This is a genomic window from Nocardioides sp. NPDC087217 (assembly GCF_044744805.1).
Lineage (GTDB): Bacteria > Actinomycetota > Actinomycetes > Propionibacteriales > Nocardioidaceae > Nocardioides.
In genome coordinates this window covers 99,084-123,793 of the sequence record NZ_JBIUZB010000009.1, presented here as the reverse complement: position 1 = coordinate 123,793, position 24,710 = coordinate 99,084, and the positions used below count along the sequence as shown (strand labels likewise).

At 68.2% G+C, this 24,710-nt stretch carries 19 protein-coding genes; 13 read left to right on the top strand and 6 right to left on the bottom strand.

Annotated elements, in window-relative coordinates:
* The first annotated feature begins 9 nt into the window (after nt 1-9).
* Together ACIO3S_RS27235 and ACIO3S_RS27230 are read left to right on the top strand one after the other, a co-directional pair.
* The gene (locus ACIO3S_RS27235) at nt 10-2,094 is read left to right on the top strand and encodes a DEAD/DEAH box helicase (RefSeq protein ID WP_400469361.1); all 2,085 of its coding nucleotides are present in this window, start codon (nt 10-12) and stop codon (nt 2,092-2,094) included.
* A gap of 300 nt (nt 2,095-2,394) precedes the next feature.
* Entirely contained in the window at nt 2,395-5,742 is a 3,348-nt protein-coding gene (locus ACIO3S_RS27230) for a carboxypeptidase regulatory-like domain-containing protein (RefSeq protein ID WP_400469358.1), read from the top strand.
* A gap of 54 nt (nt 5,743-5,796) precedes the next feature.
* On the opposite strand, the gene ACIO3S_RS27225 is transcribed toward ACIO3S_RS27230, so the two are convergent.
* Both ACIO3S_RS27225 and ACIO3S_RS27220 read right to left on the bottom strand, forming a co-directional pair.
* Nucleotides 5,797-6,489 carry a response regulator gene (locus ACIO3S_RS27225; protein ID WP_400469355.1) on the bottom strand — a complete coding sequence of 231 codons (693 nt, stop codon included), beginning with the start codon at nt 6,487-6,489 and terminating at the stop codon, nt 5,797-5,799.
* Nucleotides 6,486-7,688, bottom strand: a complete 1,203-nt coding sequence (locus ACIO3S_RS27220; RefSeq protein ID WP_400469352.1) for a sensor histidine kinase — start codon at nt 7,686-7,688, stop codon at nt 6,486-6,488. The genes ACIO3S_RS27225 and ACIO3S_RS27220 overlap by 4 nt, the downstream gene beginning before the upstream one ends.
* Nucleotides 7,689-7,852: 164 nt before the next feature.
* Here ACIO3S_RS27220 and ACIO3S_RS27215 point away from each other — a divergent pair, with 164 nt between their 5' ends.
* From ACIO3S_RS27215 to ACIO3S_RS27205, 3 genes are all read left to right on the top strand, one after another.
* Nucleotides 7,853-8,158 (top strand): hypothetical protein, encoded by a 306-nt coding sequence (locus tag ACIO3S_RS27215; RefSeq protein WP_400469349.1) that lies wholly within the window; start codon nt 7,853-7,855, stop codon nt 8,156-8,158.
* Nucleotides 8,145-9,434 carry a cytochrome P450 gene (locus ACIO3S_RS27210; RefSeq protein WP_400469346.1) on the top strand — a complete coding sequence of 430 codons (1,290 nt, stop codon included), beginning with the start codon at nt 8,145-8,147 and terminating at the stop codon, nt 9,432-9,434. Before ACIO3S_RS27215 ends, ACIO3S_RS27210 begins: the two co-directional genes overlap by 14 nt.
* 68 nt (nt 9,435-9,502) lie before the next feature.
* Entirely contained in the window at nt 9,503-9,904 is a 402-nt protein-coding gene (locus ACIO3S_RS27205; protein ID WP_400469343.1) for a hypothetical protein, read from the top strand.
* A gap of 21 nt (nt 9,905-9,925) precedes the next feature.
* Here ACIO3S_RS27205 and ACIO3S_RS27200 read toward each other — a convergent pair whose 3' ends face one another.
* Nucleotides 9,926-10,528, bottom strand: coding sequence for a hypothetical protein (locus ACIO3S_RS27200; protein ID WP_400469340.1), 603 nt, complete (start codon nt 10,526-10,528; stop codon nt 9,926-9,928).
* Nucleotides 10,529-10,639: 111 nt separating this feature from the next.
* On the opposite strand from ACIO3S_RS27200, the gene ACIO3S_RS27195 reads away from it, so the two are divergent.
* The 4 genes from ACIO3S_RS27195 (at nt 10,640) to ACIO3S_RS27180 (ending at nt 16,177) form a co-directional block, all read left to right on the top strand.
* Entirely contained in the window at nt 10,640-11,992 is a 1,353-nt protein-coding gene (locus ACIO3S_RS27195; protein WP_400469337.1) for a hypothetical protein, read from the top strand.
* A gap of 183 nt (nt 11,993-12,175) precedes the next feature.
* The gene (locus tag ACIO3S_RS27190; protein ID WP_400469334.1) at nt 12,176-12,454 is read left to right on the top strand and encodes a hypothetical protein; all 279 of its coding nucleotides are present in this window, start codon (nt 12,176-12,178) and stop codon (nt 12,452-12,454) included.
* Nucleotides 12,454-14,880, top strand: coding sequence for a hypothetical protein (locus tag ACIO3S_RS27185; RefSeq protein WP_400469331.1), 2,427 nt, complete (start codon nt 12,454-12,456; stop codon nt 14,878-14,880). The genes ACIO3S_RS27190 and ACIO3S_RS27185 overlap by 1 nt, the downstream gene beginning before the upstream one ends.
* Before the next feature lie 778 nt (nt 14,881-15,658).
* Nucleotides 15,659-16,177 carry a hypothetical protein gene (locus ACIO3S_RS27180; RefSeq protein ID WP_400469328.1) on the top strand — a complete coding sequence of 173 codons (519 nt, stop codon included), beginning with the start codon at nt 15,659-15,661 and terminating at the stop codon, nt 16,175-16,177.
* Nucleotides 16,178-16,286: 109 nt separating this feature from the next.
* Here the strand turns inward: ACIO3S_RS27180 and ACIO3S_RS27175 are convergent, their stop codons facing one another.
* The 3 genes from ACIO3S_RS27175 to ACIO3S_RS27165 form a co-directional block, all read right to left on the bottom strand.
* Nucleotides 16,287-17,114, bottom strand: a complete 828-nt coding sequence (locus ACIO3S_RS27175; RefSeq protein ID WP_400469325.1) for an endo alpha-1,4 polygalactosaminidase — start codon at nt 17,112-17,114, stop codon at nt 16,287-16,289.
* 11 nt (nt 17,115-17,125) lie between these two features.
* On the bottom strand, nt 17,126-18,733 hold the full coding sequence (locus tag ACIO3S_RS27170) for a DHA2 family efflux MFS transporter permease subunit (RefSeq protein WP_400469322.1): 1,608 nt from the start codon (nt 18,731-18,733) through the stop codon (nt 17,126-17,128).
* A 68-nt stretch (nt 18,734-18,801) separates the two neighbouring features.
* Entirely contained in the window at nt 18,802-19,509 is a 708-nt protein-coding gene (locus tag ACIO3S_RS27165) for a molybdopterin-dependent oxidoreductase (RefSeq protein ID WP_400469319.1), read from the bottom strand.
* A gap of 168 nt (nt 19,510-19,677) precedes the next feature.
* On the opposite strand from ACIO3S_RS27165, the gene ACIO3S_RS27160 reads away from it, so the two are divergent.
* The 4 genes from ACIO3S_RS27160 to ACIO3S_RS27145 all read left to right on the top strand — a co-directional run bounded on the left by ACIO3S_RS27160 (nt 19,678) and on the right by ACIO3S_RS27145 (nt 24,657).
* Complete coding sequence (locus tag ACIO3S_RS27160) at nt 19,678-20,577, top strand: alpha/beta hydrolase (protein ID WP_400469317.1); 900 nt, start codon at nt 19,678-19,680, stop codon at nt 20,575-20,577.
* Nucleotides 20,578-20,676: 99 nt separating this feature from the next.
* Nucleotides 20,677-23,376 (top strand): DEAD/DEAH box helicase, encoded by a 2,700-nt coding sequence (locus ACIO3S_RS27155; protein ID WP_400469314.1) that lies wholly within the window; start codon nt 20,677-20,679, stop codon nt 23,374-23,376.
* On the top strand, nt 23,373-24,059 hold the full coding sequence (locus tag ACIO3S_RS27150; protein WP_400469311.1) for a hypothetical protein: 687 nt from the start codon (nt 23,373-23,375) through the stop codon (nt 24,057-24,059). Before ACIO3S_RS27155 ends, ACIO3S_RS27150 begins: the two co-directional genes overlap by 4 nt.
* 34 nt (nt 24,060-24,093) lie before the next feature.
* Entirely contained in the window at nt 24,094-24,657 is a 564-nt protein-coding gene (locus ACIO3S_RS27145; protein ID WP_400469308.1) for a TetR/AcrR family transcriptional regulator, read from the top strand.
* The last annotated feature ends 53 nt before the right edge of the window (nt 24,658-24,710 follow it).

Here is a 24,710-nt window from a genome sequence, read left to right as displayed (position 1 = left end):
CCTGTGGTCATGACTGATCCGGCTGGCGACGTACGTGCTCGTGCTGAGGCGCATCTGCGGGCCCTCGTGGGCCGGGATGACGCCACGCTGCGTGAGGACCAGTGGTCGGCGATCTCGGCGCTCGCCGTCGAGCGTCGCCGGGCACTGGTCGTGCAGAAGACCGGTTGGGGGAAGTCGGCGGTCTACTTCGTGGCGACGCTGCTGCTGCGCGAGGCCGGCCTCGGGCCGACCGTGATCGTCTCGCCGCTCCTCGCGCTGATGCGCAACCAGATCGCGGCGGCACAGCGGGCCGGGATCCGGGCGGTGACGATCAACTCGACCAATCCCGAGGACTGGGTCTCGATCGAGGAGGCCATCCACGCCGGTGAGGTGGATGTCCTGCTGGTCTCCCCCGAGCGGCTCAACAACCCGAAGTTCCGCGACGCGGTGCTGCCTCGGCTGGCCGCCGAGTGTGGCCTGCTGGTGGTCGACGAGGCCCACTGCATCTCCGACTGGGGGCACGACTTCCGGCCCGATTACCGCCGGATCCGCACGCTGCTGGCCGACCTTCCCGACGGGATCCCGGTGCTCGCCACGACCGCGACTGCCAACTCCCGGGTGACCTCGGATGTCGCCGAGCAGATGGGTTCGGGGGTTCTCGTGCTTCGAGGATCGCTGGACCGGGAGTCGCTGCGGCTCGGGGTGGTCACGTTGAAGACGCCCGAGCAGCGGCTGGCCTGGCTCTCCGACCATCTCTCCGAGCAACCCGGCTCGGGCATCGTCTACTGCCTGACCGTGGCCGCGACCGAGGAGATCGCCGACTATCTGCGCTCGCGCGGTCACGACGTGGCCGCCTACTCCGGGCGAACGGAGGCGGCCGAGCGGGCCGAGCTGGAGGAGTCGCTGGCCGCCGGGAAGGTCAAGGCGCTGGTGGCGACCTCGGCGCTCGGGATGGGCTTCGACGCGACGCTCGGGTTCGTGGTCAACATGGGTGCGCCCTCCTCGCCGGTCTCCTACTATCAGCAGGTCGGCCGTGCTGGACGAGGCACCTCCGACGCCTCCGTCGTGCTGCTCCCGGGCATCGAGGACCGCGACATCTGGGCCTACTTCGCCTCGCTGGCGTTCCCACGCGAGGAGCAGGTGCGCCAGACGCTGGGAGTCCTGTCGGAGGCCGGCCGAGCCCTGTCGACACAGGCGTTGGAGACGTACGTCGACCTGTCGCGGTCACGCCTGGAGCAGATGCTCAAGGTGCTCGACGTCGACGGCGCCGCCCGCCGGGTCGGGGGTGGCTGGGAGGCGACCGGTGTCCCGTGGGACTACGACGCGGAGCGGTACGCCCGGGTCGCCGAGGCCCGGCGTCGCGAGCAGGACGCGATGCTCGCCTACATCTCGACCGACCAGTGCCGGATGCGGTTCCTGCGCGATCAGCTCGACGACCCGGGCGCCGTCGACTGTGGCCGGTGCGACAACTGCGGCGGATTCGCGGTGACCTCGTCGGTCTCCGAGGGTGCGGTCGAGGAGGCCTCGGCGCGACTCTCGCGGCCCGGCGTCGTCGTGGAGCCGAAGAAGATGTGGCCCACCGGCCTCGACCGGCTCGGCATCTCGCTCAAGGGCAAGATCAAGGACGGGCCGCTCGAGGGGCGCGCGGTCGCGCGACTGACCGACCTCGGCTACGGCCAGGCGCTGCGCGACCTCTTCCGCGAACCTGCTCAGGACGGCCCGGTCCCGGTGCCGCTGGTGAAGGCGGTCGTCGAGGTCCTGGGCGACTGGCGTCCTCGGGTCGGTGGCATCGTCTACGTCGAGTCGATGACCCGCCCCACCCTGACCCGAGACTTCGCCGAAGGCCTCTCGCGCTATCTCCGCGTCCCCGTCCTCGGCTCGTGGGCCATCGTCGACCCCGACGTCGGCCCCGGTCAGGGCGCCGCCAACTCCGCCCAGCGCGTCGCCGCCATCGGCCGCCGCTTCTCGCTCCACGCCGATGTCCCGCCCGGTGCTGACGTACTCCTCATCGACGACCGCATCGCGTCCGGCTGGACCGTCACCCTTGCCGCCCGAGCCCTCCTCGACGCCGGTGCGGCCTCTGTCCACCCGCTCGTCCTCGCCACCACCACCTGACCAGACCCCCGCCGAGGCGTCACCTACGTCGGTCGAGGCGTCACCTACGTCGGTCGAGGCGTCACCTACGTCGGTCGAGGCGTCACCTACGTCGGTCGAGGCGTCACCTACGTCGGTCGAGACGTCACCTCCGCTGCCCACTCGGCCGACCGGCCCGACGCCTCGGCATCACTGTTTCCGCGGCGAGTGGATCTGGTTACTTTCGCGTGGTTTTGGTTACTCCAAACTGAGCCCGCCCTGTCGGCGCGGCCGATCTCTGCGGGAGGGCACGCACTGCGACCTAGGTATGGAAAGACGCAGATGAGAGCCATTGTTCGAGCGCTCGCTGGTTTGCTGGCGGTGCTCCTGGCCACCGCCACGGTGGTCTTCCTGAGCGGAGCCTCGCCGGCGGCCGCTCTCGACGGACCGGGGGTTACCGGTCGCGTACTGGACGCGGACACAGGCGCGGGCATCGCCGACGTCACCGTGACCGCCTACTGCTTTGAAGAGGACTATTGGCGGCCGTGCTACGACGACCGCTGGAACGACATCGCGGCGACGACGGCGGAGGACGGGTCGTACGACCTGCCGTTGACGGCCGGCACCTACCGACTCAAGGTCAGGTCGGCCAACGGCCACTACCCCAATGCTGTCTACGGATCGGACGCCGAGTCGCCGAACGAGGGCGGGACCGACCTCGTCGTCACTGACGGGCCGGTGACGGCCGACTTCGAGCTCGTCGCCAACAGCGTGATCACTGGAACAGTGACGGGCGCCGGGGCCGGCCCGCTGGCCGGCATCCGTCTGGAGGCTCGCGCGGACGACGGCGGTGCCTGGCTCGACAACGTCATCGACCAGGGCATCACGTCCGCAGACGGCACCTATGAGCTCCGGGTGCCTGCCGGCACCTATCACATCGTGTTCAACACATCGGACCGCAGCGGTGGCGACGGCAAGCCTGGGCTTCGCAACGAGACAGCGCGTTGGGAGACGGAGACGTACGTCGAGCAGGTCGTGGAGCGTGGCGTCGACCTGACCGGGATCGACCGTGAACTCGCGGAGGTGCCCCACGGCATCGTGACGGGTCACGTCGAGGGCACCTCGGGGGAACCGCTCGCAGGCATCACCGTGGATACCTATCTCCTTTCTGCCGACGGGTACTGGGAGGAGCGCCACACCTATCGCGTGGTTACCGACGAGAGCGGCGACTACGGTCTCTACGTCCCTGCGGGCGACTATCGCTTCGGGTTCTCCGAGGTCAACTACGAGGACTACTCCGAGCCGGCCACGCTCGCGCCTGTTTTCTATGAAGCCGCAAGCACGGTCCACGCCGCCAAGACGGTCAGCGTCGGGCTGAGCGAGACCTCCGGCGTCGACGCAGTCATGTCGGCGTACGGTCAGATCACCGGCCGGGTCACCGACGCTGACGGCAACCCGATCGAGAGCGTGTACGCCAGTGCCTGGTCCTTCAACGAGGAGGCGCAGGAGTGGGTCCGGGTTCGAGGGACCGACACGCGGTCCGACGGGACCTACCAGCTGAACCTCCCGGGCGGCAGCTACAAGGTCGGTTTCGAGGCCAACAGCCTCGGTTTCCTCAATGAGTACTACAACGACGCGGCCACCCGTGAACAGGCGGCCAGCGTCGTGGTCGGCTCCGGGATCGTGAGCGGGATCGACGCCTCGCTGGTCATGGGCGTGGCTATCTCCGGCACCGTGACCAGCGAGACCGGCGAGCCGCTCGACGACATCGCGGTGCAGTTGTACGAACCAGCTGACGGCTGGGACGTGGTCGACGTCGTCTCCACCGACAGCGACGGCCGATACACGTTCGGCGCGCTGAAGCCCGGCGGGACCTACCGGGTCGGGTTCTCGGGCAGCGGCTGGAAGCGGGAGTTCTTTCCCGACGCGGCCACGGTGGACGACGCCACCGACGTGATCGCCGGTGAATCAGGTCCGGTCGACGGCGAGCTGGCGTCGAGCGCCGGGAACGGGGCGATCACCGGCACCATCACCGACGACACCGGACAGCCGGTCCCCGGTGTCTCCGTCGACGTCTACGACGCCGACGAGTGGGAGTGGATCGGGACCAAGAGGTCGGGCGAAGACGGGTCCTACGCCTTCTCCGGTCTGCAGTCCGGCCAGTACGAGCTGATGTTCTACATCGAGGACGACTATCTCTACGCCGATAACACCTCTCGAACCGTCGAGGTGGTCGACGGTGAGCCGGTCACGGCCGATCTGCAGGTGTCGACCGGCGGCTTGATCACTGGTTCCTTGACCGGTCCGGACGGTGAGCCGATCAGCGACGGATACGTCGAGGTCTACAGCGCCGACACCGAGGAGTACGTGCGCAGCGGCTATGTCGACTACGAGAACGGCACCTACAAGGTCCGCGGTGTCCCGGCGGGCGCCTACCGCATCCTGTTCACCAGCAACCAGGGACACCGGAGCGAGTGGTTCTCGGACGCATCGTCCTTCGCCGAGGCTGACGATGTCGTGGTCGGCCTCCGCGAGACCAGCACGGCCGACGCCGTGCTGAGTCTGGGTGCAACGGTGGCGGGCCGGGTGTCGCTCGCCGACGGCAGCCCGGTTGAGTGGGCCGAGGTCCAGGTCCAACGGCTCGCCTCCGGCGAGGAGTGGGTCCAGGAGACCTACGCCTACACCGACGACGACGGCCGCTACAGCAGCCGAGCGCTGGAGCCGGGGACCTACCGGGTGGCCGTCGATCTGTGGGACGACGTGCACGTCCCGGCAGAGTCCGAGGAGTTCACGATCACGGAGGGTGATGCCGGGGTGGTGACCCGCGACCTCGTCATCGAGGAGAAGCAGCCACCCGCGATCACCGCGGTCGCCGTTCCGACGGTCTCCGGCAGGGCGCTCGTCGGAGAGACGCTCGCGGCCACCAGCGGCGAGTGGGACGTCACCGACGTCTCGGTCAGTCACCAGTGGCTGCGGGACGGCGAGCCGGTCGAGGGCGCGGTCGAGGCGACGTACGTCATCGGTGAGCCGGACGCGGGTCACCGGCTCAGCGTGGAGGTGACCGCGAAGAAGACCGGATATGCCTCGGCTACGGCGATCTCGTCGGCGACGGACGTCGTCTCGCACGGTCCGCTGACGAACACCGAACAGCCGACGATTACCGGTACGCCGCGGGTCGGCGAGACGCTCACTGCCACGCCGGGTGCCTGGAGCGCGGACGGGACGGTGGCCGCCTTCCAGTGGCTGCGCGACGGTGTCCGTGTCCCTGGAGCCACCGCGAAGACGTACGTCTTGGGCGTCGATGACCTCGGCGCGGCGATGTCGGTGGAGGTCTCGGTGACCAAAGACACCTGGGACCCGGGCACGGCCGTATCGGCGCCGTCCGGCGATGTTAGCGAAGGCCTTCTTCCGGCCGTCGATGACCCGGTGATCAGCGGAAACGTGTGGATCCCCGAGACCATCAGTGCGGAGCTCACCGCACCGGAGGGTGCCGAGGTGGCGTACTCCTGGCAGATCCGGCGCAAGAAGATCGGCCAGAGCAGGCCCGACTACGAGGAGGTCGGCGCCGAGCAGTCGCTCGCGCTGATCCGTGAGTGGCGGAACGCCTCTCTCAGGCTGGTGGTGACGGTCACCAAACCGGGCTACACCACGGCGACCTATGTGGTGGAGGTCGAGGCCAGCCTTCGCTGAGACCTCTGAACGGTGATGCCAGGTGCGCGAGTGCGCGCCTGGCATCGCTGCATTTCAGGTGGACGGCCGGACGATGCCGTGGTCGTACGCGAAGACGATGGCGGCGGCGCGGTCGCGGAGGTCGAGCTTGGCGAAGATGCGGCCGATGTGGGACTTGACGGTGAGCTCGGAGATGACGAGCCGTTCGGCGATCTCGGAGTTGGTCCAGCCGGAGGCGAGGCCGCGGAGGACCTCGAGCTCGCGGTCGGTGAGCTCGGAGACCTCGACGGCGCTCGACGCCGGTGCGACGGCTGAGCGGTAGGTGGCCAGGACACGGCCGGTGATGGCGGGGTCGAGCCAGGCGTCGCCGAGTGCGACGGAGCGTACGGCCATGACCAGCTCCTCGGCGGGCGAGTCCTTGAGGATGAAGCCGGCGGCGCCGGCTCGGAGGGCGCCGGAGACGAGCTCGTCCTCGTCGAACGTGGTCAGCACCAGTACCGGCGGCGCCGACGGCAGCGCCCGCACCAGGCCGGTGGCGGTGATCCCGTCGACCTGCCGCATCCGGAGATCCATGACCACGACATCGGCCGGGTTGGCCTCGAGGGCCGCGACCACCTCCGAGCCGTCGCCGCACTCGGCGACGATCTCCAGCCCGTCACGCCGCCGCAGGATGCGGCGCAGGCCGCTGCGTACGAGCTCCTGGTCGTCGACCACGATCACCCGGATCGGCGTGGCTGTGTTGCTGGCGGCGGGGTTGACGGCCGTCATGCGAGGGCCTTGCGTACGAGACAGTGCGACGGGATCACCAGGTCAACCTTCCATATCGACTCCTCGGCGCCCGCCGACAACCGGCCGCGGAGCTGCTCGGCGCGGGCCGCCATTCCGGCCAGCCCAGTCCCCTCGCCGACCCCGCGCCGGGTGCCGACGAGCGGGTTCTGCACGGAGAGACGTACGCCGTCGGCGACCGCCAACGAGACCGAGACCGGTGCGCCGGGAGCGTGCCGAATGGCGTTGGCGAGCGACTCCTGCAGGATCCGGTAGATGCCCAGCCCGACCCCGGCGTCGATGCGGGAGAGGTCGCCGGAGGACGAGAACGAGATCGCCTGGCCCGCGCTGCGGCCCTCCTCCACGAGCCGGACCACGTCCGCGGCGCCGGGGAGCGGCGCGGTGCCGGCCCCGGTGGTGGAGAGCGCCCCGATCGTACGCCGGATCTCGGCCATCGCCCGGCGCCCGACGGCCTCCGCCTCGGTGAGCGCGGACACCGCCTCGTCCGGCTCGTCGCCCTCGGCGACGGAGCGCCGCGCCGCGGTCAGGTGCAGCAGGGTGATCGAGAGCGAGTGCCCCACCAGGTCGTGGATCTCGCGGGCGATCCGGATGCGCTCGGCCTCGGTCGCACGCGCGTGCTCCTGCGACCGCGCCTGCCGTTCGGCCCGCAGCGCCCGCATCTGGGCGAGGATCAGCAGCCCGAGGATCCAGCCGACGAAGAGCAACAGGTAGTGCACTCCGATGCCGCTGGGTGTGTCGGAGGCGAAGACCCCCATCACCACGGCCGAGGCGATCGCATAGAGAGTCCCGGTCCGGAAGCCTTCACGGACGACCATCTCGAGAGTCAGCGGGACCAGCACCGCCGGCGCGAAGTCGTGCTGTGGCCAGAAGGCGGAGGCGGGCTGCGACATCAGCCAGGCCGACCCGGCCAGGGTGGGCACGAGGTCGACGGCCCACATGTTGTTCTTGAGCCACTCGCCCGTGTTCGGGATGAAGAAGATGCTCAGCGATGGGACGACGATGACCAGGCCCGCGACGACCATGTCGGCGGCGACCTCGCGCTGGAGCACCGCCACGGTGACCATCGCGACGAGGCCGAAGGCCGACAGCAGCGGCGCCCACCAAGGGATGTCGAGGCCCTTGCTGCGGCAGCGCCGTTCCAGGAAGTCACGCACATCGCGGGCCGAGTCCTGGACACTCATGCCGTTCAGTCTAGAAACGCGTGACTCGCGTCGCATCCGACCACGGCAGGCGGCCGCTCTCCTACCACGGTAGGAACGCAGGTGCCTGCCAGCGGCCGATGTGCCGAGGTGTGGCCGATCCGTAGCGTCGAACCATCGCGACGATGACGGAGACGGTGAGGACCATGACGTGGAACCAGACCCATGAGCGCTACCGGCTGCTGAACGAGGCGGAGGCGGAGCTGCGATCCGGCTTCGCGTGCCGGCTGCCGTGGTCACCGGCCTATGCCGACGCCTTCGGCACCCCGGAGCGTCTGGCTCAGGCCCTCCGGCACCGGTGGCGGATCCGGTTCCAGGCGCAGCTCGACCCGACGCTGTCGCAGGAGGAGTACGAGGCGACCTTCGCCGACCTGCTGGCCGACCTGGCCCCGCTGATGGGCCGGATCGGCACCCACGAGTTCCGCGAGGAGCTGGCCGATGCCTCGGCCTGAGCTGTCACCGATCGATGGGGCTCGGTCGTACGCCCGGTGGGCTCTGTCCCAGGGCATCAACCGTGCGGTGCTGAGCTTCGCGTCCCGGCGCGGCGACCCGCTCGCCGAGCTGATGTGGTCGCGGGACGTGCCGGACTACGACCGTCTGCGAGCGCGCGGCCCGATCCACATCAACCCGTTCATGGCCGGAACGGTGTCGTACGCCGCCGCCAACGAGATCCTGCGCAGCAGCGACTTCGGCGTCGGTGACGGTCAGGGCGAGCTGCCCGTGCCGCTGCGGTGGCTGCTCGGCAAGGTGAGCGCGCCCGACGCCCTGGGTCCGGTCGACCCGCCGTCGATGCTCGCCGTCGACCCACCGCTGCACACCCGATACCGCAAGCACGTCTCGAAGGCGTTCACCGCCCGCCGGATCAGCTCGATGGCCGAGATGGTCACCGCGGTCGCCGGCGACCTGCTCGACGAGATCGACCCGCGCGAGGGGCCGGTCGACCTCATCGACGAGTACGCCGCGAAGCTCCCGATCGCCGTGATCGCTGAGCTGTTGGGCGTGCCCGCCGCGGACCGTGCCGACATCCTCCGTTGGGGCGACCAGGCCGCCGCCATCCTCGATCCGGGGTTGTCGTGGCGGGACTACGCCCAGGTCGAGACCGCGATGAGGTCCCTGCACCACTGGTTCGAGGACCACGTACGCCGCCTCCGCTCCGACCCCGGCGACGACCTCCTCAGCGCCCTGGTGATCGCCGGTGACCTCGACGACATCGAGCTCCACGCCCTCGGTCTCCTGCTCCTGGCGGCCGGCTTCGAGACCACCGTCAACCTGCTCGGCAACGCGGTCGCGGCCTTGGACGCCCATCCGTCCCAGCGTGCTCTTCTCCTCGACGATCCATCTCGCGTCGACGGTGTCGTCGAGGAGACCCTGCGCTGGGACCCGCCCGTCATGGCCACCGTCCGCGAGGCCTATGCGGCGACTCGCGTCGGTGGCGTGGAGGTCACCAGAGGTACTGCTGTCGCTGTCGTCCTCGGCGGCGCCAACCGCGACCCGTCGGTGTTCGATGACCCGGACACGTACGACATCACCCGCCGCAACGCCGACCAGCACCTCTCCTTCTCCGCCGGCGCCCACTTCTGCCTAGGCGCCAGCCTCGCCCGCCTCGAGACCCGCGTGGGCCTCCGCCTGCTGTACGAGCGCTTCCCTGGCCTGCACGTCACAGGCGACCCCGTACGCCGCCCCACCCGCATCCTCCGGGGCTACGCATCCCTGCCCGTCGCGCTGTGAGCCGTGGTGTACTACTCCTACTGAGGCACCCGCATGGGGTGCGTACGGAAGCCTCGGGAGGGCGGACCATGGGTGACAACGGACACGAGGTCGGAGTCGACTACCTCGCGCTCGGTCAGGTGCGGAAGGACCTTGAGGCCGAGAAGAACAACGTCCAAGCGGCGCGGGAGGCGCTGACGGCTCCGGCTGCGGGGATGTTCGGCGACTCGGCCGACGGGAAGTACCTGTTCAGCCTGGTCAAGGAGGGGCATCAGGCCATCCGCACGGCGTTGACCGAGTCCGAGACTGCACTCACCAGGATGGACGAAGGCATCGGTGCCGCGATTACGGAGTTGGAGGGGGCCGACGCCGAGGCGGAAGCCGCTGCCGTGGTGATTCAAAAGTTCGTGGAAGCCACCAGGATCATGAGCAACCCGCTGGTGCTCCTCAACAAGGACACCCTCGCGAAGGCGCGTAACCTTCCCATCTGACCTGCATAGCCAGGCGCGGCCTCAGAGCATCTTGAATGTCGGCATCACGGGACTCCAGACCGCTTCCGCCTCCTTGCGGTCAAGAGTCTTGAGGAACTTCCATTCGAACACGATGCTGTGCTCGCCGTCCGGGGTAACGGTGCCGTACACGTCGTACCAATCGCCCGAGTTCTCGAGTTGCAGCCTGTAGAAGGTGGTGCCGTTGATGGCCTCGTCGGGAAGTCGTCTGAGATTGGTGTATCCCGCATAGTTCGTCTTGAGTTGACGGTTGGCCATCCACTCCAGTTGCTCTTTTTGATCGCCTCCGGCGAGGTTCCCGACCCCGACCGTGGCCGATCCCGGCGGGAACCCCACCGCGTCTTTCGGCGCTCGCAGGGTGTCCAAGGCATCGCCCGTGGATTTGATGGTCCAGTCGGGGGGAATGGATATCTCGGCCACACCGTCGAGGTCCACGGTCTGCCAGCCCGAGGGAACAGTTGCAGCGCTGGACTCAGCGACCGGGGACGGAGTTTCTGACGCGTTAGTCGGGTCTGCCGTCGGCTTCTCGTTGGATGAACATGCCGACACCGTCAAGGTCACCGCGAGGGCTAGGGTCGCGAGCGCGAAGGGCCGAGAGGTCGTCATGGGTCGAGGGTAGAGCAAAACTGTGACACGACTCTGGTTAGTCCCGGCGCGATGCTGTGTACTTTACTCAGGTGGGGTCGACCGGGTCCCCTATCGATTCCGGGAGGGTTCGTGTCTGTCAAGGGTTTCTGGGCGCTTCGGCTCGATGACTACGTCCGGGGAGCTAACCCTGACGCGATCGTGGCGATGACCGAAGGCTGGGACGGTGGTCGGCGGGCGTTCAGCAACGCAGGCGACGCCATGGGCAACAACGCGAACAAGGCGAGCGACGGGTTCTCGGAGACGTCGGCGTCTGGGGCCGCGATCAAGAGCAGCATGGTCGACTCTTCGAAGTTTGCGCACGAGAAGCGAGACAAGATCCGGGATGCGGAGGATGCGCTCGCCGTCGTGCGGAACCGGATCCACGAAGCGATGATTGCCAAGGCGGAGATCGACAGCTCCCTTCCGGCCTCGCATCCGAGCGTAAGCGCGGCAGAGTTCCCGACGGACGCGAAGCAAGTCGGAAAGCTACAGGCCGAGAAGAACGAGGCGGCGCTGGCGGATGCCCGAGCGGACTACGCTGCGCGTGAGGCGGCGATCGCCGAGGCTGAGCGTAAGGCGGCCGCGAAGGTGCAGGCGGTAGATGCCGCCGTGATCGACGCGGACCCGAAGGTTCGTGCGCTTGTCGACCCCGAAGACTCCCGACAGGAGCGCCCGTCGGGTTCCCCGACCTCGATCCCGGGCTCCTACAGCGCCATCGCGGCAGCACAGGCTCGGAAGGCGACGATCAACGCCAACGCCACCTACCCCGATGGTTGGGGCTGGGAGAAGATCGAGGCCGAGAACGAGAGCATCAAGCAGCACCAGGCCGAGAACGTCCCGGAGTGGGACAACGAGAACGGCCAGTGGATCAGTGCTGACGGTTCGCCGGCCCCGGCAACGTCGTACGCGATGGTCGAGACGGCCGATGGCTTGGCTCCGCTGAGTGGCGGCGCGGGCGGTGCCACTGCGCTTGCTGTGGGCGCTGGCGGCGCCCTGCTAGGCGCCGGAGTCGCCAAGGCGATCGCCAGCAAGTTTGGCGCCGGAGCTTCCGCGAAGGCAGCAACTGCTGGTGCGGCGTCGAGGTCAGCCGCTACCCGGTCCGCAGCCGCCAGGGCCAGCACCGCCGGTGCCCGCGCGGGAGCTGGTGGTGCTGGTGCAGGTGCTCGTGGTGCTGGTGCGCGTGGCGCAGGAGCCGGCGCGCGCGGCACTGGTGCCGGCGGGCGTGGCGCCGGCCGGGGCGGTGCTGGCGGCCGCGCCGGAGCCGGTGCAGCCGGTGGCCGCGGTGCCAAGAAGCGGGACCAGAACGGCAACCAGAACCAAGAGTGGGAAGCCGACTACACCGACGATTGGACCGAGACCGCCAGCGACGTCCTGGATCCCAACGCATCCCGCGGCTGGGCCCCGAACGCTCCGCAGGGCAACGACTCCGGCGATAAACGCTGAGGGCACCTGCACGAGTGTGCGGCGCGGGAGGTCTTGCGAATTAGCGTGTTTAAGGCGCCGAGTTCGGGGTAAGAGTCTCATGAGAACACACGCGAAAACTCTCGGGGGTGCCGCATGAACGTACAGATCATCAGATCCGATGTGGGGAGATCGGCTAGGTCTATCAAGTCGGCCGCTGATCAGGTGGCGAAGATCGACTTCGGTTCGCCGTTGGCGAAGATCGTTGGCGCCATGACCGGCGGAGCCTCTCCCGGGGCTGCCAACGGGCTCAAGGGCGAGTGGAAGGGTGATCAGGACAAGTGGGTCAAGGCTGCCCACGGTCACCACGACCGCACCCTGGATGATGCCAACCGGATCGTGGAGACAGACGACACCATCGCCCGTCAGGGATCGGCACAGACGAACGCGTTCGGGCACAACACGCCGGCTCACATGGCGCGGCGGATGGGTGGGCCGCTCTGATGGCGATCACGTACGAGCAACTGCAGTCCTGGAAGCCCGGTGACCTGGAGGCTGCTGCTGAAGAGCTGAACGCGGCGGTTCGTAAGAAGCTCGTTGACCAGCAAGACGAGATGGACGCTGGTAAACCCCCCGGGACGTGGGAGGGTCTCTCTGCGGAGGCCGCGAGGATGCGCCATGACAAGCTGACCGAGGGCCTCAACGACATGGCTGCCCCAGTCGCGGAGGTCATCAACATCCTGGACCAGGTCGCGCCACAGGTGAAGTCGGCGAAGGCGGCCGCGAAGTCGGCCTACGAGGCGATCACAGGCAAGGGCTACAAGGTCGAGGTGGCGACCAGTGCGACGGTAGCGACCTCCCCACCGCCCGAGACCGATGAGGACGTCTCCAAGGAGGAGGTCGAGTCGATCAAACGTCAGGTCGAGGAGTTCCAACGTGATCTCCTCGATGCGTTGCAGAAGGCAGAAGGTGCGGACGCGGACCTGACCGCCGTGTTGACCTCGGCAACCAAGAACCAGTTCGACGGCGGCACCGGCTCTATCCAGCAGGCCGGACTTCCGCCCGAGCTCCGCGGCCTCTCCGATGAGGAGATCGTGCAGAAGATGGTGGCCAATCCGAAGACGTACGACGGCTATGTCAACGCTCTCACCCCGGAGCAGCAGGCCGCTCTCGGGCATGCGATCGGCGAGCGCGGCAACGATATCCGCAACGACACCGACGGGATCGAGACCGACCAGATCGAAGACTTCACCACCCTGCTGGAGGCCTACGGAGAGGACTCGGAGGTCTCGACCGGCTTCCTCAACGAGGTCGGCCCGAAGGGCCTGCTCGAACTCAACGCACGGGCAGCCCTCGAAGGTGATGGCGAGGGCGACGAGGCGTACGCGACCGCCATGCGTGACCTGCAGCAGGGACTCGGCGCGACCCTGGCTGCAGGCACCCACAATATCGGCAACCACGACCCGGGCAGCCTGAGCCATGTCTCCGATGACTGGCAGCAAGACCTTCTGACCGCGGGCAAGAAGGAGATCGAGCTCGGCGACGGCGCCACCATCCGCGGCTTCCAAGCACTCGCCCCCCTGCTCTCGGAGGGGAAGGCGTACGACCCGGAGTTCCTGTCCTCAACGGGTGAGGCGATGCTCGATTACGAGCGGAACTGGGACTGGGAGGAAGATCGCGACGGTCCGTGGCGGTCCGGAGGTTTCGGCAGCACCGCGCGCTTGGACTACACCGACGGCTGGGGCCCCAAGGACACCCTCGGACGCGACCCGATTACCGGCCTGCTGCGCGGCCTGGAGGACAACCCGGAGGCCTCGCGTCAGTTCTTCTCCGACTCGGCCACCGACAAGGACGGCAAGGGCACCAACCTCGACTACCTCCTCTATGAACGAGAAGACGAGAATCGCTGGATTCCTGACGGGGAGCACCCCAGCCACAACTCACCACTCACCGGCATTGACAGTCTCGGCGGCGCGCTCGAAGCCGCCACCATTGGCGACGGCGCTGACGAGCGGTCCGTCCGCATCGTCGAAGACCTCGTCAACAGCAGCTACGACCGCTACGCCGACGCGGACTCGAAGTTCTCCAGCACCAATTACGTCCCCGCCGAGTTGCGGGAGGAGTTTGCCGGCATCACCAGCAAGTACATGGGCTCGATGCATACCGCTTTCGGCACCGACACCGGTGTCGGTGACGCAACCAAGGACTATCTGTTCGACAACGCACGGTTCGACAGCCCCGATCAAGCTGCGCGCTTCTGGCTCGCTGAACTCGGCAAGGACCCCGACGCGGCGAACCAACTGCGTGCCGGGAGCAATCTCTGGATGACCGACCAGGTCACGCGCGAACTTCACGGCATCGATGATCCCGGCAAGCTCCGTGACGACATCACGCCTGAGGTGAAGGCCAATTATGCGGCTCTGGGGGCGATCGATTTCGGCGCCAGCACCGAGATCTACATGGGGCAGGTCGAAGCCGACGGAGCACACAACAAACGGGTTGACCTCGGCGTCGGTGTCGTCGGAGCAATCCTTGGGGAGACATCGGTGGGCAAGGTCCCGGGTAGCGGATTCCTGCTGGACCAGGCCCTGGGCCAGGTAAAAGAGGGTCTCCACCAAGACCACACTGGTGCAACGAACCGCGAGGCCGCCAACCTTTACGACTCCTCCTCGGAGACGGTGGAGAGCCTCGTCAGAGATGCGTACTGGCATAACTTGCCTCCTGACGCGTTCCCTCCGCCCGACGAGAACGGCGAGAAGATCGGACCCTCCACGAATCTCAGCAATCTGACGCCGGGTCAGGCAGATATCTATGCCAGGTGGCTACAGGACAACGACTGGGGTCGAAAGCTCGACACCGAGCTGTCGACCATGCGGTCTGATCACTCCGCCAGTCTTAACGAAGCCAAGCACAAGTTGGAGAGCTACTGATGCTGAGAATGTCAGACTGCGGTACACGAGCAGTTTTGCGCTCGATGCTCGCGGCTGCGGTCGTCGGGGCGGTCGGATGCGGTGCGATCGCGTGCCGGTCAGAGCCAACTCTGGTCCGTCCCGCTGCGTTCACGGCCACGCCTTGCGCCATCTTGCCTGAGTCGTTGGTGGATGACCTCCACCTTTCTCAACGGGATGAGAGCCATGACGTCGACAGGGTGTCAGCAAGGGCGTCCTGTTCGATGAAGGGCGTCATCCAGGAAGAGCCAGTGACCATCTCAGTGACACTGACTAGTCCAACGTTCCGTTCGCGCGACGAGGCTGCACGGCCAGAGGAGCAACGTCAGGCCACGGAAGATCTTGCGGAGTCGGAGTGCTCAGACCTCGAGCGATGGTCGACCGACTTCGATAAATCGGGATCGGGTTGTGTCGGTAGTCTTGCCCCACGTGATTCCGGCTCTGCGACTGCCATTGATCTGCTCCCCGCCGGTGCGGAAGGGGTGGTCAAGGTCGTAATTGCGTACGAAGGGCCTCAGTGGGATCGCATCCGTGAACCGGCGAGTGAGCAAGCTGTCAAGGTCGCGGAGAGCTATGCGATGGCACCTGCTGCAGCGTTGAAGCCCTAAGGGTCGAACTCGTTTGGCCTCGGCGCCGAGTACCGAATAGCGCTGGACGAAGAGGAGCAATTCTGATGCGGCGAGGTCGCGTGGCTACTGGGATCGCAGCCATAGTCGTCGTGTTCCACGTTGGATGTTCAAACACGGATCATGAGCCCCAGTTGATCGATGCCAGCGAGATCGACGACAAACTCACTCCGATATCAGACTTCGACCCGAGCCCGGGGCCACCCTGTGACATGGAATCCGGGCTACTCGACGAAGTTCCTGCGAGCAGGTTCCGTGCGTGGACTCGGGTGGTTGATGGCCACGAAGAGACGGTCGCCATCGGAGTTTGGAAGGCGACGCGAGACGCTGCGGACGCCCAACTGGACTCGTTCGCCGAGAAACGTGCCGCGTGCGCAGAAGCGGGAAGCGAGAAGGGTTACAGCCTCGACGTTGCGAGTGTCGACAACCAGCCATCCGGTGGTTTCCGTTATTGGTTCACCGGGAAGAAACCGAACGTCCAGATCGAGCGCACGTACACCTGGACACCAACCCACGAGGACGGGGTCTCCGACAACGACCAACAGGACGGCTACTTGGTTACCGTCTGGATGGAGCGGGCAGACGGCAGCGACCTCACGGGCGACACACGCAAGATCATGAGCGCGCAACTCGTGAGCCTGACTGAGGACTAGTGATCCCGGATCAGGTGCGGGCTTGTAAGGGCTGGTCGGGGACGTTCAACGTCACAATCTGAGGGAGCATCTCCGAGAGTCGTGCGGCCACGTCTCTCAACCTGATTCGTCAGCAGGCCTGTTGGACGTAAGCATCGTCGGACTGCGCGACGAGGTCGCGGTCGCGGAGGAGGGTGAGCGGTGCGCGAGCGGGGTCGGCGCAGACGCCGGCGAACGTGAGGTCGGTTTCGGCTAGCGAGTCGGGGTATTCGATCTGGAGCACGCGCGAGCCGTAGACGTCGGTGTAGGCGGCACACTCGGCGTACGCGCCACACTCCTCGACGACGACGACGGCGAAGTCGAAGCCGAGGTCGTCGTGGGCGACTCGGGCGGCTTCGGCGGCGTTCTTCTGGGCGATCGCCAGACCTAGGTTGTGGGCGGCCGTGACATATGCCGAGGCCAGGGCTAGGGCGCCGTCCTTCGAGATCGCGTCGAAGCGCGTCCAGGTGTCGAGGTTGTCGATCTCGACGGCGTCGAAGCCGTCGTCCGCGCAGCCCTCGATGACTGGGCCGACGACTTCGAGGATCGAGGCGCGAGCAGAGGCGGTGGAGGGGTCGAGGATGATCTCGTCGGGCCAGTCGGGGTCGCGTACGGGATCGCCGGAGGCGTCGCGCAGGAGCGCGGACGGGCGATCGGACCAGTCGGCGCCGGGCTGGGTCTGGAAGCCGTTGACGTAGCAGACGTTGTAGGCGTTCTCGAGCGGGGCGGCGGTGGCATCGCGTACGACCACGTCGAGAGGCGTGCCGTCGGTCAGCCGATCGGCAGGAGCGCCGAGCTGATAGTCGAGGACGCCCTTGGTCGGTGGGAGTGAGACCGAGGGGGAGCCGCAGCCTGCCAGGGCGAACAGGCCGACAAGAGCAGCGAAGGCCGGGCCGCCAGTGGCAGCCCGGCCCCGCATGAATGAGCGGATCAGTGGAGGACCGTCGGAGCGGCGGCTCCGTGCTCGGCCTTGCTCTTGGGCAGGAACCACGCGGGGATGAGCGTGACCAGCACCAGGATCGCGGCGATCACGAAGGTGGTCGAGAACGCCTCGGCCATCTCGGCCGGGATGGCCTGGAAGACCTCGGGCAGCTTGGCGGGGTCGAGACCCAGCGAAGCGGCAGCCTCACCGACCTGCTGCTGGTTGGCCGGGTCGGCCATGAACTTCTCCAGACCGCCGGTCGGGACACCGAGCTTGTCGGCGAGGTCGTCCGCGGCGGAGATCGACTCCTTGCCGGCCAGGGCGTTCGTGAGCAGCACCGAGAAGAGCGCGGTGCCGGCGGAGGCAGCGACCTGCTGGACGATGTTCACCAGAGTCGTACCTCGGGCGATGGTGTGCTCGCGCAGCGTCGCCTGGGCGGCGGCGAAGGTCGGCATCATCGTCGCGCCCATGCCGAGGCCCATGATGAACAGCGACAGGAGGAGGTACCAGTACGGCGTGGCCTCGTCGAGCCGCGAGAACATGAACATGCCCACCGCGATCGTGGTGAGACCGCTGAGGACGATCTTGCCCGGACCGGTGCGGTCCGCGAGCATGCCGGCGATCGGCATCGTGACCATCGCGCCCAGACCCTGCGGAGCCAGCAGCAGGCCGGCGTGGAGGGCGTCCTCGCCGCGTACCTGCTGGTAGTAGAGCGGGAAGAGCAGCGAGGCGCCGAAGAACGCCATCGCGAAGATCGACAGGGTGATCACCGCGACGGTGAGCTCCTTGTTGCCGAAGAGGCGTACGTCGATCAGCGGGTGATCGTTACGGGATGACAGCGCCCACGGGATGAACGCGGCGATGAGCACCAGACCCACGACCATGAACGAGAGGACCTTGGTGTCCAGCAGCGTGCCGGCCTCGGGGATCGAGGAGACGCCGTAGAGGAACAGTGCCAGACCCGGAGACAGCAGCACCATGCCGAGGAAGTCGAAGGACTGCGACGGCTCGACGTGGTCCTTGGGCAGCGCCCGCCAGGCGTACACCAGGGCGACGACGCCGATCGGGATGTTGATCAGGAAGATCCAGTGCCACGAGGCCGAGTCGATCAGCGCGCCACCGATGATGGGGCCGAGGATCGGGCCGAGAAGCATGGGTACGCCCAGGATCGCCATTACGCGACCGACCCGCTCGGGGCCGGCGGCGCGGGTCAGGATCGTCATGCCGAGCGGCATCAGCATGCCGCCGCCGAGGCCCTGGAGTACGCGGAAGCCCACCAGCATCGGCAGCGTCGTGGCCAGCGCGCAGAGCGCCGAGCCGAGCGCGAAGAGCACGATCGCGGTCATGTAGAGGCGTTTGGTGCCGAACCGGTCGGCGGCCCAACCGGTCAGCGGGATCACCGTCGCCAGGGCGAGGGTGTAGCCGGTCATCGTCCAGGCGACCTCGGCAGAGGTGGCGTCGAACTCGCGCTGGAAGGTCTCCAGTGCGACGGAGACAACGGTGATGTCGAGGATCGACATGATCGATCCGAGTACGACGACGCCTGCGACGATGAGCACGCTCTTGTCGAGGTGGTCGTCGGGCGCCTTCTCAGGCTTGGCAGAAATGTCTGTCACGGGTTGACAGCCTACGTGTGGGTTGATAGGTCCCCTAGCCATTATTTACTTTTGACTAGTGACCTGGCTCACCCGCGTTCTCGCCGCGGCGAGCGCCGGCGAGCGGAGGCGAGCATGACGGTCTTGATCGCTCGGTAGACCGGGCGGATCAGCCATCCGGGCACCGTGCCGTGGCGCTCCTCCTCCCAGACCCGCGCCCGCGGATGGGACTGCAGCAGCCGGTCGACGAGCGCCGGTGAGCCCGGCCGTGGCGCGCTGGTGAGCACGTCGATGCGGCACACGTGCTTGATGTTGGCGTACCCGTACTGCGCCGGGTTGACCAGACGCAGCGGGGCGCCGTGATCGCCGTCGAGCGGCCGGCCACCGAGCCGATCGGCGAGCAGGACGTCCTCGGCCAGGAGATCCTCCAGCTCGGCCACGAAGTGTTCGCCGTCGAGGCCGCGGACGAGGACGTGCGTCACGACCGTGCCCGGTACGAGGGCCGGTGCGACGTACCGCTGATAGACGCTGGCGAAGGCGGCGCCTTCCCAGACGAGGCCGGTCACCGACCAGCCGGCGACGCAGTGGAAGTCGGCGTGGAGCTCGCGACGATCCGCACCGACGAGCTCGTCCACGGCGATCTCGATCGGCGTCGTGAGCGCGCCGCCGAAGACGACTGTCGGATGTGCGGACACGGTCGGTGGGGGCTGGTCGGTACGTCGGCCGAAGCGTGGGAAGAAGTCGATCTGCCGCTGTCCGGGCGGGAGAGCGGCGGGCGGGTGGGGGGTCTTGGTCATGTCAGCCACCGTGGCAGGGCTCCGGCATGGTGCACCTCAACCTTGGGGAGCGACTACCTCATCCTCGAGGATGAGAAACGCCCGAGCGCCAGAGCCTTGTGCGGTAGGGCAGGATGGTTCATTATCAGGATTCCTGTTATTTGTACTTCGTAGACACGAGGCGACGTCATGCCCTTCAGCTCAAGAATCCAGGCCAGAGGCATCCAGCTGCTGCTCGGTCGCGTCATGGCGCGCGTACACAAGGACCTGCGCTTCGCCGACGTCCCGAAGCGCACTGAAGCCCTGCGGGTGGAGACCGGTGCCGGACCGGTCACGTGCACCGTCTACCGCCCGCCGGCCCCGGCCACGACCGCGGCGCTCGCGCCCGTGTACGTCAACTTCCACGGGGGCGGTTTCGTGGTTGGCCGCCCGGAGCAGGACGACCACATCTGCCGCTACATCGCCGCTACGGCCGACTGTGTCGTGATCAATGTGGATTACGCCGTCGCACCGCAGAGGCCATACCCCGTACCCGTCACCCAGGCATACGACGTCACCGCCTGGATCGCCGACAACGGGCCGGCGAACGACTGGGACGGTTCACGGCTCGCCGTGGGCGGACACAGCGCCGGCGCCAACCTGACCGCCGCGGTCTGCCGCCTGGCCCGGGATCGCGGCACGTTCACGCCCCGCCTCCAGATCATCGACTCTGCCCCGCTCGACCAGGTCGCCGACCCTGCCACCAAGCAGTCCCTCATCGACAAGCCGCTGCTCAGCCCTCAGCTCATGCGGATCTTCACCGACGCGTACGTCCCCGATCCGGTCGACCGCGCGGATCCCCTCGTCTCGCCGGGACTGGCCGACGACCTCGCCGGACTCCCTCCCGCCCTGGTCATCACCGCGGAGAACGACCGCCTGCGCGACGAGGGCGACGCCTACGCCAAGGCCCTGGACGCCGCGGGCGTCACGGTCACCCACCGCGTCTTCGAGGGCGTCGACCACTACTTCACCCACACCGGCCCGGTGCCAGCGGCCAAAGAGGCCATCGAGCTGATGGTGACCACCCTGCGCACCGCACTCGGCGAATGACCCTGATGCACTGATCCTGGGTTCACCGCGCGATTTCTGATCATCGCTTCGGTTTCGGCATGAGTGGTGTTGTCCGTGGTGGCGGCTACGGTCGAGTCCATGTCCTTCGTACCCGTCACCGGTCGCGCGGTCTTCCGCCCGGCGCAGCCGCCGCGGGACTCGGCCGTGGAGTTCGTGGACTCCCGGCGGTCGGTGTCGTTGCCGATGCGGGCCGCGCTGCCGGTCCTGAAGAAGGCGTACGCAGCCGCTGACCTGCATCCCTCGGTCGCTCTGGTCGCGTCGGCGGCCCATCTCGGGCTCAGGTTCGTGGCGGCGGGGCAGCTGGAGCCGGCCGATGGTTCGTGGGCGGTCCGCTACACACCGGAGGACGAGGAGCGGGTGCGGCTGCTGGCCTCGTCGCGCGCCTACGAGGATCTGGACGACGAGGCGGCCGAGCTGCTGGTGCGAGAGATCGTGGCCGCGGTCGCGGACGCGGTACCGACCTCGGCGCCGAAGGCGTCCGGGTCGAATGCGTTCCGGGAGTCGCTGCAGACCCGGTTGTCGCGCTATCGGACCGACGAGGGGCCGGTGACGGCCTCGTTGCCGTCGTTGGTGCGGCTCTCGTTCCGGGTCGAGGCGCCGGAGGAGGACCTGCTCATCGGGTCGCTGACGTTGGTGCCGCAGGTGCACGACGAGGCCGACCCGCTGCACGTGGCCGATGCCGCTCGGCTGTGGGACGAGGCCGACGACCACGGGTTCGGCCCCCGGGCGCGTACGCATGCGCAGGTCGCTCTCCGCGGCGCCGCGGAGGCGTGGCCCGTGCTCGACAGGCTGCTCGACCTGCCGGTGCCCTCGTCCCTGACCCTGGCCAGCGATGAGGTCGTCGGCCTGCTCGAGGACGGGGTCGAGTGGCTCAAGGAGCGCGGTGTCGATGTGCTCTGGCCGCGCTCGCTGTCACGGGACCTGACGACGTCGGTGGCGGTGGACCGGGTGGCCTCCTCATCGACCGACGCGCGCGAGGACCTGATGCGCGAGTCGCCGCTCGGGGAGAAGGGCCTCTTCGCCTTCCAGTGGCAGCTGGCACTCGGCGGCGAGCCGCTCGATGCCGCCGAGATGGACTCCCTGGCCGCGGCCGCGGGTCCGGTGCTGCGCCTGAGAGGGGCATGGGCGGTCGTCCATCCTTCGGTTCTCCGACGTGCGCGCAAGCGGCTGCTCAAGCGGATCAGCGGCGGGGAGGCGCTGGCCGTCGCCCTGACCGGTCAGGTGCCGAAGGAGGTCGCCGAGGCGGCACCGGGCGAGCAGGTGATCATCGGGGCCTCGATCGCGCGCCTTCGCGACGAGGTGATCGCGGCGACCTCGGGGCCTGCTGTCGACGTGCCGGCCGAGCTGCAGGCCACCATGCGTGGCTACCAGGTCGAGGGGCTGACCTGGTTGGCCGGGATCACCTCGCTCGGGCTCGGTGGCTGTCTGGCCGACGACATGGGGCTCGGGAAGACCCTGATGACGATCGCGCTCCACCTCCACCGTCAGAAGGAGAATTCGGGGCCGACCCTGGTGGTCTGCCCGGCGAGCCTGCTGGGCAACTGGGAGGCCGAGCTCGCCCGGTTCGCTCCCGAGGTGGAGGTGCGCCGCCACCATGGCGCCGAGCGCGACGTCGAGGGTGCGAGCGGGGTGGTGCTGACGACGTACGGCACGATGCGGCGCGACACCGAGCTGCTCTCGGCGGTGTCCTGGGGGCTCGTCGTCGCCGATGAGGCGCAGCACGTGAAGAACGCTGCCTCCGCGACCGCGAAGGCGCTCCGCGAGATCCCGTCGCACGCCCGGGTCGCGCTGACCGGAACTCCGGTGGAGAACAACCTGACCGAGCTGTGGGCGCTGCTCGACTGGTGCGTGCCAGGTCTGCTGGGGAGTCGGCTGGCCTTCCGCCGCGCCTGGGCGAGCCAGATCGAGGCCGGTGCCGATGTCGGGAAGGCGAAGGAGTTCGCCTCGCTGGTCGGACCCTTCATGCTGCGCCGCCGCAAGTCGGACCCCGGGGTCGCTCCCGAGCTCCCGCCCAAGACCGAGACGGATCACCTGCTGTCGCTGACGCGGGAGCAGACGGTGCTCTACGAGGCCTACGTGCGCGACGCGATGGCGCGGATCGAGCGGCTCGACGCCGATGACCCGCAGCGTCGCGGGCTCGTGCTCAGCCTGCTCACCGGGCTCAAGCAGATCTGCAACCACCCGGCTCAGTTCTTGAAGCAGGAAGGCGGGCGGATCGCGGGGCGGTCGCAGAAGATCGACCTCCTCGACGAGCTGGTCTCGACCGTGCTCGCCGAGGAGGGAGCGGTCCTGATCTTCACGCAGTACGTCGCGATGGCCCGTCTCCTCGAGGCCCACTGGGCCTCCGCCGGTGTGGCCCACCAGTTCCTGCACGGCGGCACTCCGGTGGCGGAGCGTTCGCGGATGGTCTCGCGCTTCCAGGACGGCGAGGTGCCGGTCTTCCTGCTCTCGCTCAAGGCCGGCGGGGTCGGGCTCAACCTGACCCGCGCCGACCACGTGATCCACGTCGACCGCTGGTGGAACCCCGCGGTCGAGGACCAGGCCACCGACCGGGCTCACCGCATCGGCCAGACGCGCACGGTCCAGGTGCACCGGCTCATCACCCAAGGCACCGTCGAGGAGCGCGTCGCGGAGCTGCTCCAGCGCAAACGGGTCCTCGCCGACGCGGTCCTCGGAGGTGGCGAGGCGGCCTTCACCGAGCTGTCCAACGCCGAGCTCCGTGAGCTGGTCAAGCTCGGTCCCCAGAAGCGCCGAAGACGTCGCCGGATCGCGTCATGAGCAAGGTCCTGACCTTCGCCCGTGAGCCGCACCGGCGCGGGATGGTGCGGGTCGAGTCGTGGTGGGGCCGGGCGTTCCTGCGGGCGATCGAGGAGCTGGCGTACGACGACAACCAGCTCTCCGGTGCTCGGTCGCTCGCCCGCTCGGGGCGGATCGGTGGCCTGGTCGTCGAGCCCGGCCGGTTTGCCGCCGCGGTCGACGACGAGCGCGGACTGTGGACCGTGACCGGCATGGTGCCGGTGCTGGGCGCAGAGTCCGTCGCCGCGCTCTTGGAGGTCCTCGGCGCCGCGTCCGCGCGGGCCGAGGCGCTGCTGGCCGGCGAGCTGCCGCTGGACGTGGCCGAGCACGCCGAGGAGGCCGGGGTCGAGCTGGTTCCCTATGGGGAGGAGCTCGCGGTGACCTGCACCTGCGGGCACTGGCACGCGGTGTGCGGCCACTCGCTCGCGGTGCTGCACCAGCTCTGCTGGATCGTCGATCGCGACGCGTCCACGCTGCTTCATCTGCGTGGGGCGGAGCGCGACGAGCTGCTGGCGAGCCTGCGACAGCGGCTGCGTCAGGAGCGGCTGGCAGGGCCGGCGGCGGTCGACGTCGCTGCGCCCGGCGAGTCGACCCGCGACCAGGTCGACGACGTCGAGATCGCGCTCGACGCGGTGCTCCGAGCACGCCACCTGCTCGAGGAGTGAGATGCCTCCGGAGCTCACGCGATAACCTCGTGCAATGACCTCGGCCCCGACGAAGACCAGGCGCGAGCAGATCCTGGACACCGCGGCCGAGCTCTTCGCGGCCCGCGGCTTCCACGGAGTCTCCGTCTCCGAGCTCGGCGCCGCCTGCGGCATCTCCGGCCCGGCGCTCTACAAGCACTTCCCGAGCAAGGACGCGATGCTCGCCGAGATGCTCGTCTCGATCTCCCAGGAGCTGCTCCGCGAAGGACGCGTCCGGGTGAAGGGCGCGTCGAGCACCGATGAGGCCATCGAGGCGCTGATCGACTGGCACGTCGACTTCGCACTGCGCGACCGGGCCCTGATCGTCGTCCAGGAGCGCGACTGGGAGTCGCTCCCGCACGAGGCGCGCGAGCAGGTGCGCACCCTGCAGCGGAAGTACGTCGACCTCTGGGCCGACCAGCTCCGCGACCGCAACCCGGCGCTGGCCCTCGACAGTGCCCGGGCGATGGCCCACGCCGTCTTCGGCCTCATCAACTCCACCCCTCACAACCGGGTTCTCCCCGAGGAAGCGACCCGCGCCGTGCTTACCAAGATGGCCCGCGGAGCCCTCGCGGAGTAGCCGTCGAGTCGTCCCGGCGCGGGTGACTTCGGTGTGGGGCTTGTCACCCGAGG